Genomic DNA, 11163 nt, shown 5'->3' on the forward strand with positions numbered 1-11163 from the left:
TGCCGCCCGCTCAGCGCGCGGTCTTGGTGTGGACGTAGTCCACCAGGCGGGTCAGCGCCTGCGGGTCCGTGGTCGGCAGGACACCGTGGCCCAGGTTGAAGATGTGGCCCTCCAGGCCCGCGGCGGCGGCGAGGACCTCGTCCGTCTTCGCCTCGACCGCCTCGGTGGTGGAGAAGAGCACGGCGGGGTCCAGGTTGCCCTGGAGCGCCTTGCCGGGGCCCACCCGGCGGACGGCCTCGTCCATCGGGATCCGCCAGTCGACGCCCATGACGTCCGCGCCGGCCTCGCCCATCAGCCCGAGCAGCTCGCCGGTGCCCACGCCGAAGTGGATGCGCGGGACCCCGTACGAGGCGACGGACTCGAAGACCTTCGCCGAGGCCGGCATCACCGAGCGGCGGTAGTCCGCCGGGGCCAGCGCGCCGACCCACGAGTCGAAGAGCTGGACGGCGGAGACGCCCGCCTCGATCTGGACCTTGAGGAAGGCCGAGGTGATCTCCGCGAGGCGGTCCAGCAGGTCCGCCCACAGCTGCGGGTCGCCGTACATGAGCGCCTTGGTGTGCTCGTGGTTGCGCGACGGTCCGCCCTCCACGAGGTAGCTCGCGAGGGTGAAAGGCGCGCCGGCGAATCCGATCAACGGCGTGGCGCCCAGTTCACCCGTGAGCATGCCGATCGCCTCGGTGACGTAACCGACGTCCTCGGGGGTGAGGTCGCGCAGCTGTGCGAGGTCCTCGCGGCGGCGGATCGGCTGGGCGACGACCGGGCCGATGCCCGGCTTGATGTCCAGGTCGATGCCGATGGCCTTGAGCGGGACCACGATGTCCGAGAAGAAGATCGCCGCGTCGACGTTGTGGCGGCGGACGGGCTGGAGCGTGATCTCGGTGACCAGGTCGGGCCGCATGCACGACTCCAGCATCTGCGTCCCCTCGCGCAGCTTCCGGTACTCGGGGAGCGAGCGCCCGGCCTGCCGCATGAACCACACCGGCGTGTGCGGCACGGGTTCGCGCCTGCACGCCTTCAGGAAGGCGGAATCGTACGTCTGACTCGGCTGGCCCGTGGACGGGGTCTCTCCGGCGCCGGCGGAGCCTGGCGCGAGGGGAAGGTCGTTGGCACTCACGACCCAAATCTTCGCACGTATGAAGAAGTGCCCGCCCCGGCGAGGGTGTCCCTGCGCCGCGCGGGCCCACGTTCCGCCTAGTCTTCCCCGCATGGCTGCGGCTCAGGGACGATTTTCAGATGGCGCTGACGGTACGGACAGCGCGAAGGAGAGCTCCGTCCCGCTCCCGTTCCGCCGGGCGGTCGACGGCTTGAAGAAGGCGCGGCTGCGTCCGGGGATCGAGATCGACCCCACGAAGCCGCCGCAGAGGCTGGCGCCGTACGCCTACGCGCTGGAGGCGGCGGTCGTCGACGGCGAGGACGACCTGGCCGACGGCCGGCTCATCCTGCTGCACGACCCGGCGGGGCACGACGCCTGGCACGGGACCTTCCGGCTGGTGACGCTCGTACGGGCGGAACTGGAGCCGGAGATGGCCGCGGACCCGCTCCTGCCGGAGGTGTGCTGGTCCTGGCTGACGGGGGCGCTGGACGCGCGCGGGCTGACGTACGGGGAGGCGAGCGGCACCGTGACCATGGCGGGCTCGCACTACTTCGGCGGGCTCGCGCAGCGGCGGCCGGCCACCCAGATCGAGATCAGGGCCTCGTGGACGCCGCGCGAGGGCGTGGGCGGGGTGCCGGACACCTCGGCGCACCTGTCGGCGTGGTGCGAGCTCCTGTGCCAGCTCGCGGGGCTCGAACCGATGGGCCCGACGGACACCGCGACCGGAGTGGTGTCCCTGCCACAGCGGCGCGGGCCCCACCGCCCGTAGCCGCGGGGCCGTCCGGACGCATCCCAGCGCCCGGCGCCGGGCGAAGCCCTCGACGGGGTGTCACAAGCGGGCATCCCTTGTGGGCTTCTGATCACCCTATGATCGATCGTGCGTCCGAATTGCCCGAATTGTTACTCACCAAATCGTGATCATTCCCTAAAGCCGGGCGGGTGACGTGCCGAAGGAGTCAGTGACCATCCGCACGGTTCGCACCGGCTTCCTTCCCCGAGCCGGCCGTCCCGCCACTCCCCCAGGAGGCCTAGGTGTCCGTTCTTCTCGAGCAGCCCGCAAGCCTGGTCGCCTACCGCCCGAACAAGCCGACGGCCATGGTCGTCGTGGCCGACCCGCGCGTCCGTTCCACCGTGACCCGCCATCTGTGGGCCCTCGGAGTACGTGACGTGATCGAGGCGTCGTCCATCGCGGAGGCCCGCCCCCGCGTCGGCAGCCCGCGCGACATCTGCGTGGCCGACGTACACCTGCCCGACGGTTCCGGTCTCACCCTGCTCTCCGAGACCCGCGCCGCCGGTTGGCCCAACGGCCTGGCCCTGTCCGCCGCCGACGACATCGGCGCCGTACGCAACGCCCTCGCGGGCGGAGTGAAGGGCTACGTCGTCACCGGCACCCGGACCAACATCGGGCTCCCCAGCCGGCCCGGCGCCGCCCCCATCGGCGCCGCCGCCGCCCGTATGCACCGCCGCCCCCCGGGTGCCCCGAGCCACCCGGGCGGCTACCGCGAGCTCTCCGGCCGCGAGGTCGAGGTCCTGCGCCTCGTCGCGGAGGGCCAGTCCAACAAGGCCATCGGCGTCTCGATGGGCCTGTCCGCCCTGACCGTCAAGTCCCACCTCGCCCGCATCGCCCGCAAGCTGGGCACCGGCGACCGGGCCGGGATGGTCGCGGTCGCCCTGCGGACCGGAATCATCCACTGAGACCGTCCGGGGACCACCGGGCGAAGTCCCGGGGAACCCGGGGAAGCGCCCGCACGTCCAGCCCGCGCCCGTCGCCGGAACGTTCCGGCGACGGGCGCGTCGCATCCACGGATACCCTTGACCGGTGACCGACGCCCAAGAGACCGCAGCAGACCTGCGCCCCACCACCGGGGGCGGCCCCCCGGACGATGTCGTTGTGCCGTCCGATGGGATGCCGACTCCGTTGCTGGAGCCCCGCGAGGGGATCCCCCCGGTGATCGCCGACGCGGACGCCCTCGCCCGAGTGGTCGCGGCCTTCGCCGCGGGCACCGGCCCCGTCGCCGTCGACGCCGAGCGCGCCTCCGGCTACCGCTACGGCCAGCGCGCCTACCTGGTGCAGCTGCGCCGCGAGGGCGCCGGGTCCGCACTGATCGACCCGGTCGGTTGCCCCGACCTGACCGCCCTGGGCGAGGCCCTCTCCGGCACCGAGTGGATCCTGCACGCCGCCACCCAGGACCTGCCGTGCCTGCGCGACATAGGCATGGTGCCCACCTCCCTCTTCGACACCGAGCTGGCCGGTCGGCTCGCGGGCTTCCCCCGGGTCGGGCTCGGCGCCATGGTGGAGGGCGTCCTCGGCTACGCGCTGGAGAAGGGCCACTCCGCCGTCGACTGGTCCACCCGCCCGCTCCCGGAGCCGTGGCTGCGCTACGCCGCCCTGGACGTGGAGCTGCTGGTGGACCTGAGGGACGCGCTGGAGAAGGAGCTGGACCGCCAGGGCAAGCTCGACTGGGCGCACCAGGAGTTCGCCGCCATCGCCGCCGCGCCGCCCGCCCCGCCGCGCAAGGACCCGTGGCGCCGCACCTCCGGCATGCACAAGGTGCGCCGCCGCCGTCAGATGGCCGTCGTACGGGAGCTGTGGGAGTCCCGGGACCGGATCGCGCAGCGCCGTGACGTGTCCCCCGGCAAGGTGCTGGGCGACGCCGCGATCATCGAGGCCGCCCTGGCGCTGCCGGCGGACGCCCAGGCACTGTCCGCCCTGCCCGGCTACGGGCAGCGCATGGGCCGGCGCCAGCTGGAGCAGTGGATGGCCGCGGTGGACCGGGCCAAGGCCCTGCCCGAGGGCGAGCTGCCGCAGCCGGGCGCGAACCCGGCCGGCCCCCCGCCGCCGCGTTCCTGGGCGGACAAGGACCCCGCGGCCGCCGCCCGGTTGTCGGCGGCCCGTACGGCCGTTTCGGCGCTGGCGGAGGAGCTGAACCTGCCCCAGGAGAACCTGATCACCCCGGACACCGTCCGCCGGCTGTGCTGGGAGCCTCCGCAGCGCCTGGAGGCGGACGCCGTGGCCGAGGCCCTGGCGGGCTACGGCGCCCGCCCGTGGCAGATCGAGCAGGTGACGGACGCGCTGGTCACGGCCTTGGCCGCGACCGCCTGACCTCGTACGTCCGCACGTGGAGCCCCCGGCCGCCGGCCGGGGGCTGCATGCTTTCCGGCACCCGAATGCAGGACTCCGCTTTCTGTTACCCGGCCATGACAACGCATCTCTTTTGAACATGCTCAACAATCGCTAGATTCTTGAACATGATCAAAACGGCGTACGAGGCATGGGTGGGCGAGTTCGAGGCCGAGCGGGACCACCGGGCCGCCCTCGGCGATCCGGACTGGGAGCGCGGTGCGCGGCTGCCCGTGGAGATCGTCCGCAGCATCCAGAAGTTCCAGGTCGGTGAGGACGGGGACGGCTCCGCCCTGTCCGGCAAGGCGGACCGCGCGGGCGACCTCGCGTACGCGTCGGCGGTGCGGCTCTTCGTCGCCGAGGAGCAGAACCACGCGCGGATGCTGTCGCTGCTGCTGGCGGCCGCCGGGGCCGGGACCCTGGACGGGCACTGGAGCGACGCGGCCTTCGTCCGGGTGCGGCGGCTGATGGGCCTGCGGGTCGAGCTGCTGGTGCTGATGATCGCCGAGGCGGTGGCCCTGGAGTACTACCGGGCCCTGCGCGACGGCGCGGCGGACCCGCTGGCCTCCGAGGTCGCGGGCCGCATCCTGGCGGACGAGGAGCGGCACGTGCCCTTCCACTGCCTGCGTCTGCACGAGGGCCTGGCCGGGCTCCCGGGGCCGGTCCGCCGGGCGGTGGCCACCGGCTGGCGCGGACTGCTGGCCTGCGCGGCCGTACTGGTCGCCGTGGACCACGGCCCGGCGCTGCGGGCCCTGGGAACCGGCCGGCGCGGCTTCGTGGCGCGGGCGGTGCGGTCCTCGGCCGGGATGGCCCGGGCCATGTCCGACGGGCCGGTACCCGCACCCGGCGCGGCGGCGGGAGCCGCCGCGCCGGCCGCCTCGGGCCCGGCACGGACAGCGGGCCGGCCCCCGGCGGCGGTGTGACCTTCGCCGCTCCTCCCGGAGGGGGTGTGCACAATGGTTACCCGCAAGTAGCATGGGCCGGGTGAGCGCGCGCTCAGCGGCATCCGCCGGAGCGCGCCCCGCGCAGCAGTGCACACCCGCACCTGGAGGAGAGCCAACGTGCCTCGTACCGTCAGGGACGTCGTCTTCGTCGACGGCGTCCGCACCCCGTTCGGCAAGGCGGGCCCGAAGGGCATCTACCACGAGACCCGCGCCGACGACCTCGTCGTGAAGGCGATCCGGGAGCTGCTGCGCCGCAACCCGGACCTGGACCCCAAGAAGATCGACGAGGTCGCCATCGCCGCGACCACGCAGATCGGCGACCAGGGCCTGACGCTGGGCCGCACCGCGGGCATCCTCGCGGGCCTCCCGCAGTCCGTACCGGGCTACTCGATCGACCGCATGTGCGCCGGCGCGCTGACCGCCGTGACCGCCGTCGCGGGCGGCGTGGCCTTCGGCGCGTACGACGTCGCCCTCGCCGGCGGTGTCGAGCACATGGGCCGCCACCCCATGGGCGAGGGCGTGGACCCGAACCCGCGCTTCGTCTCCGAGAAGCTGGTCGACGAGTCCGCCCTCTTCATGGGCATGACCGCCGAGAACCTGCACGACCGGTACCCGACGATCACCAAGCTCCGCACCGACGAGTACGCCGTGCGCTCGCAGGAGAAGGCCGCCAAGGCGTACGCCGACGGCAAGATCCAGCAGGACCTGGTCCCGGTCTCGGTGCGCAACACCAACGCGGCGGTCGGTGAGACGGGCTGGGGCCTGGTCACCACCGACGAGCCGATGCGCCCGGGCACCACGCTGGCGAACCTGGCCGGCCTGAAGACCCCCTTCCGTACCCACGGCCGGGTCACCGCGGGCAACGCCGCCGGTCTCAACGACGGTGCCACCGCCGCGATCATCGCCTCCGAGGACTTCGCCCGGGAGAACAACCTCCCGGTCAAGATGCGCCTCGTCTCCTACTCCTACGTGGGCGTCGAGCCGGAGGTCATGGGCTACGGCCCGATCCCGGCCACCGAGAAGGCCCTGGCCCAGGCCGGTCTGACGATCGACGACATCGGCCTGTTCGAGATCAACGAGGCCTTCGCCGTCCAGGTGCTGGCCTTCCTGGAGCACTACGGCATCGCCGACGACGACGCCCGCGTGAACCAGTACGGCGGCGCCATCGCCTTCGGTCACCCGCTCGCCTCCTCGGGCGTGCGCCTGATGACGCAGCTGGCCCGTCAGTTCGAGGAGCAGCCGCACGTCCGCTACGGCCTGACCACCATGTGCGTCGGCTTCGGCATGGGCGCCACGGTCATCTGGGAGAACCCGAACTTCAACGCCGAGGGAGACTCCAAGTGAGCACCACCGCTGAGCTCCTGAAGGGCGCGGCCGAGCTGTTCCCGGACGAGGTCGTCACGTCCGCGCACGTCCGTCACCTGGACCTGCCGTTCGGCGCCGGGCGCTTCGCGCTCATCACGCTGGACAACGGCTTCGACCACACCAAGCCGACCACCTTCGGCCCGCAGTCCCTCGCCAACCTGAACACGGCGATCGACCAGGTCGAGCAGGAGGCCGCCGCCGGCTCCATCGTCGGCGCGGGCATCACCGGCAAGCCGTTCATCTTCGCCGTCGGCGCCGACCTCAAGGGCGTCGAGCTGCTCAAGAAGCACGACGAGGCGCTCGCCATCGGCAAGGGCGGCCACGACGTCTTCAAGCGGCTGTCGGCCCTCGCGGTCCCGACCTTCGCCTACTACAACGGCGCGGCGATGGGCGGCGGCGTCGAGGTCGGTCTGCACTGCACCTACCGCACCGTCTCCAAGGCCATCCCGGCCTTCTCGCTGCCCGAGGTCTTCCTCGGCCTGGTACCCGGCTGGGGCGGCTGCACCATCCTGCCGAACCTGATCGGTGCCGACCGCGCGGTCTCGGTGATCATCGAGAACTCCCTCAACCAGAACAAGCAGCTGCGCGGCAAGCAGGTCTTCGACCTGGGCATCGCGGACGCGCTGTTCGAGGGTGCGGACTTCCTGGAGCAGTCGCTGATCTGGACGGCGAACGTCCTGAACGGCGCCACCGAGGTCGTCCGCGCCGAGATCGACCGTGCGGAGGGCTGGGACGCGGCGATCGCCCGCGGCCGCTCCCTCGCGGACTCCAAGGTGCACGGCGCGGCCCCGGCCGCCTACCGCGCCCTGGAGATCATCGAGGCGTCGAAGGACGGCGACCTGCAGAAGGGCTTCGACGCCGAGGACACCGCGCTCGCGGACCTCATCATGGGCGGCGAACTGCGCTCCGGCATCTACGCCTTCAACCTGGTCCAGAAGCGCGGCAAGCGCCCGGCCGGTGCCCCGGACAAGTCCCTGGCGCGCCCGGTCACCAAGGTCGGCGTCGTCGGCGCGGGCCTGATGGCCTCGCAGCTGGCGCTGCTCTTCCTGCGCCGCCTGGAGGTGCCGGTGGTCCTCACCGACATCGACCAGGAGCGCGTGGACAAGGGCGTGGGCTACGTCCACGCCGAGATCGAGAAGCTGCTCGGCAAGGGCCGCATCAACCAGGACAAGGCCAACCGCCTGACCGCCCTGGTGACCGGCGTCCTGGACAAGGCCGAGGGCTTCGCGGACGCGGACTTCATCATCGAGGCCGTGTTCGAGGAGATGTCCGTCAAGCAGAAGGTGTTCGCGGAGGTCGAGGCGGTCGCCCCGGCGCACGCGATCCTCGCCACCAACACCTCCTCGCTGTCGGTGTCGGAGATGGCCTCCAAGCTCCAGCACCCGGAGCGCGTGGTCGGCTTCCACTTCTTCAACCCGGTCGCGATCCTCCCGCTGCTGGAGATCGTCCGCGGTGAGCAGACGGACGAGGCCTCGCTGGCCACGGCCTTCGGCGTCGCCAAGAAGCTGAAGAAGACCGCGGTCCTCACCAAGGACGCCCCGGCGTTCGTCGTGAACCGCATCCTGACCCGCTTCATGGGCGAGATCCAGAACGTCATCGACGAGGGCACCCCGGTGGTCACCGCCGAGAAGGCCATCGAGCCGCTCGGCCTGCCGATGTCCCCGCTGGTGCTCCTGGAGCTCGTCGGACCGGCGATCGGTCTGCACGTCTCCGAGACCCTGAACCGAGCCTTCCCGGAGCGTTTCACCGTCTCCCCGAACCTCAAGCGCGTCGTCGAGGCCGGCAAGCGCGGCTTCTACGTCTACTCCGCCGAGAACGGCTTCAAGCCGGAGCTCGACCCGGAGGTCGCCGCGCTCCTGGTGCAGGGCGATTCCGTCCTGACCGAGGAGCAGGTCCGCGACCGCGTCCTGGACGCGGTGGCGCAGGAGATCGGCCTGATGCTGGAGGAGGGTGTCGTGGCAGAGGCCCAGGACATCGACCTCTGCCTCATCACCGGCGCCGGCTGGCCCTTCCACCTGGGCGGCATCACGCCGTACCTGGACCGTGAAGGCGTCTCGGAGCGGGTGAACGGCAAGAAGTTCCTCGCCGCGGGCGTGGCGAGCGTCCCGGCGTAGCGGGCGACCCCGCGACACGCGGAGCGGGCTGTACGGGACCACGTCCCGTACAGCCCGCTCCGTCGTTCCCGCCCGGGGCGCGAGGCCCCCGCCAGGGCGGCCGGGCCCGCGCCGTCACTCCTGGGAGGGCCGGACGTGGAACTTCGTCTCGATCATCGCGTGGTCGGACTCGGGGAAGGCGTGCACCTGTGCGGGCTCGCCCAGGGAGAAGTGCGCCTCGTCGGCGAAGACGTAGTCGATCTTCCGGCCCTGTGTCGTCGGCGCTCCGTTCCGGCAGCGCTGCGCGTCCGCCTTCTTGCAGACCACTCCACCGGTGGAGCCCTTGGTGAACCAGGTGCGGTTGGCCTCGTCCGCCTCGACGAACCTGCTCTCGTACAGGGGGGCGACCGCCGCGGTGTTGGGCTGGTGGTTGAGGTCGCCGGCGATCAGCGTCGGTATCGCCTCGGGAAGGACGGACTCGTCGTCCATCCAGCGGCGCAGCTCCTCCAGCTGGCCCGGAGCCGTGGCGTTCGCGTGGGTGGTGCAGGCCTTGAGGGGGCGGCCCGCGAACAGGGTGGTGACGCACAGCAGTCCGCGGTGCACTTCCTCGGCGCGCCCTCGCCCGTCGTAGGTCTCGCCACCGGTGTCGGTGTAGGGCCGGTGCTCCGGCACGGCGACGCCCAGCGACTGCCGGACCAGCACGGCGGAGCCGAAGGAGCCGGAGCGCCCGCAGTTGTCGACGTTGTCATGGGCCTCCGCGAAGGCCCCGTCCATGGGCAGACCGGTGAGCGCGAGCTTGCCGCGCAGGGCCTGGTACTGGTCCTGGCAGACCTCGTTCAGGCTGATGACGTCGGGCGAGGTCTCCTTCGCCTGCTCGACGACGCGCTCGATCGAGGTGCCGCGCCCGCTCCCGCCCGCGTTCCACGGGCAGCCGGAAGCGGCCCCGCACACGTTGTAGTGCATGACGCGAATCTCGATGCCGGACTGGTGCGGCGCACCCTTCGCCCCGCCTGCCGGCCGCAGGAAGAGGAACACGGTGATCAGCACCAGGACCAGTGCCAGGCAAAAGGCGCACACGACGGCGATCCGGCTCCACCGGCCGCTCGCCAGGGACCGGGGGTTCACCAGGAGCCGGTGAACGGCCGGTGCGGGCAGACCGCTTCCGCGCAGTCGTGCCGGGAGACGCCCGCGGCCCGCACGGGGCTGTTCTCGGGGATCCCGATGACCGTGAACTCGTGCACGGCGGCCCGTGACTCCTGCGCCCCGAACAGCCCGATGACCTCGACTTGGAACCGGCCCGCCTTCCACGGGTGGGCGTGGGTGAAGGACCAATCACCGTTGTCGTCAACGGCGGTGGCTCCGATGAGTGTGCCCCGCTCCATCAGGACGATCTTGCGCACGCCTTGGGCCGCCTTGCCGGCGAACCGGACCTTGGGACTGGCGAAGCCGCCCGCCTTGGGCGAGGTGACGAGGGGCGCCGCGACATCGGTAACGACGGTGAACGCCACCTCGGCCCCCGGGGTGCAGCCGCCCGCGCGCAGGCCTACACAGTGCAGGACGTGCTCGCCGGCCGTCCAACTGACCGAACGGCGCCACAGCCACTGGCCGTTGGCGCCCACCTTCGTACCGCCGACGTAGCGGCCGTGCTCGAAGAACAGGAGGTAGTCGGTGCCAGGGGCGGCCGTTCCGGAGAACTTGCTCATCGGCCCGACCAGCCCGCCGTTGCCGGGCTGGGAGATCACCGGAGCCACACCTGTGCGCTGTCCGTACTGGAGCGCCGACTCGGGGGACTGGATCATGAACTCCTGCGACACGGGCGGCAGGGCGGCCGGCTCCATGAGTCGCTGGACGTCCACCGACTCCTTGGGCAGCACCTGAGCGTGCACCAGCCCCGCAACGACCATGCGAGCGATCTCGTAGGCACCCGCATGGTTCGTGTGGGTGGAGTCGATGCTCCCGTCCGGGTGCAGCGGGTGCTCGCCGGCGTCGACCCAGCAGAAGTATTGGCGCAGCCGGCTCGGGCCGAGCCTGGCCCACAGCTCGGTGGTCTGGCGGTTGAGGTCGATCAGCGGCGTGTGGGTCTCGGCGGCCACCGCGCTCATGGCCGCTGGGTAGTCGCCGACCGTGTCGATCACTTCGCCGGTGTGGGTGAAGGCGTACCGGGCTGCGGAATCGGCGAAGACCGGTATCCCGCCCTGCGCGCGGATGTGGTGGACAAAGAGCCGCAGGAGTTCCTGGTACTCGGGGATCGGGACGTACCGCGTGCCGTTGTGGATCATGTGGTCGACCACGCCGAACCCGATGATGACGATGTCACCCGGGACCATGCGGTTGAGCAGGGCATGGAACCGCTCCGTGTAGTACTTGCGCGTGGTCATGGCACTGCGCGCGTAGTTGGCCACCTCGATGGGACCCACGAGGAGCTCTTCGATCTTCTGTCCCCACCCGGCCATGGGTGCTTCCTCGTCGGTACGGGGCGCGGGAACCGAGTCCCCGAGGACGAATATCGTGCGTTTCATTGCGTTCCAATCCGAAGGAGCGTCGGGG

The 11163-nt window shown here is 71.6% G+C and carries 9 protein-coding genes; 6 read left to right on the forward strand and 3 right to left on the reverse strand.

From position 1 onward, the window contains the following. Positions 1-10: 10 nt before the first annotated feature. Positions 11-1018 (reverse strand): uroporphyrinogen decarboxylase, encoded by a 1008-nt coding sequence (gene hemE / locus ACWFQ8_RS07305; protein ID WP_453785405.1) that lies wholly within the window; start codon positions 1016-1018, stop codon positions 11-13. Between the two features lie 187 nt (positions 1019-1205). On the opposite strand from hemE, the gene ACWFQ8_RS07310 reads away from it, so the two are divergent. From ACWFQ8_RS07310 to ACWFQ8_RS07335, 6 genes are all read left to right on the forward strand, one after another. Continuing rightward, on the forward strand, positions 1206-1862 hold the full coding sequence (locus ACWFQ8_RS07310; protein WP_453785223.1) for a DUF3000 domain-containing protein: 657 nt from the start codon (positions 1206-1208) through the stop codon (positions 1860-1862). Positions 1863-2125: 263 nt separating this feature from the next. Beyond that, complete coding sequence (locus ACWFQ8_RS07315; RefSeq protein ID WP_069922445.1) at positions 2126-2788, forward strand: helix-turn-helix transcriptional regulator; 663 nt, start codon at positions 2126-2128, stop codon at positions 2786-2788. A gap of 124 nt (positions 2789-2912) precedes the next feature. Next, a complete protein-coding gene (locus ACWFQ8_RS07320) occupies positions 2913-4196 on the forward strand; it encodes an HRDC domain-containing protein (protein ID WP_453785224.1) in 1284 nt (427 codons plus the stop codon). A gap of 146 nt (positions 4197-4342) precedes the next feature. Beyond that, complete coding sequence (locus tag ACWFQ8_RS07325; RefSeq protein ID WP_453785225.1) at positions 4343-5137, forward strand: ferritin-like domain-containing protein; 795 nt, start codon at positions 4343-4345, stop codon at positions 5135-5137. Positions 5138-5275: 138 nt separating this feature from the next. Beyond that, complete coding sequence (locus ACWFQ8_RS07330) at positions 5276-6502, forward strand: thiolase family protein (protein ID WP_453785226.1); 1227 nt, start codon at positions 5276-5278, stop codon at positions 6500-6502. Beyond that, positions 6499-8637, forward strand: coding sequence for a 3-hydroxyacyl-CoA dehydrogenase NAD-binding domain-containing protein (locus ACWFQ8_RS07335; protein WP_453785227.1), 2139 nt, complete (start codon positions 6499-6501; stop codon positions 8635-8637). Before ACWFQ8_RS07330 ends, ACWFQ8_RS07335 begins: the two co-directional genes overlap by 4 nt. 114 nt (positions 8638-8751) lie before the next feature. On the opposite strand, the gene ACWFQ8_RS07340 is transcribed toward ACWFQ8_RS07335, so the two are convergent. Further along, positions 8752-9741, reverse strand: coding sequence for an endonuclease/exonuclease/phosphatase family protein (locus tag ACWFQ8_RS07340; protein ID WP_453785228.1), 990 nt, complete (start codon positions 9739-9741; stop codon positions 8752-8754). Next, entirely contained in the window at positions 9738-11135 is a 1398-nt protein-coding gene (locus tag ACWFQ8_RS07345) for a GDSL-type esterase/lipase family protein (RefSeq protein WP_453785229.1), read from the reverse strand. Before ACWFQ8_RS07345 ends, ACWFQ8_RS07340 begins: the two co-directional genes overlap by 4 nt. Positions 11136-11163 lie beyond the last annotated feature (28 nt).

This window comes from Streptomyces sp. NPDC055254, from assembly GCF_053606025.1.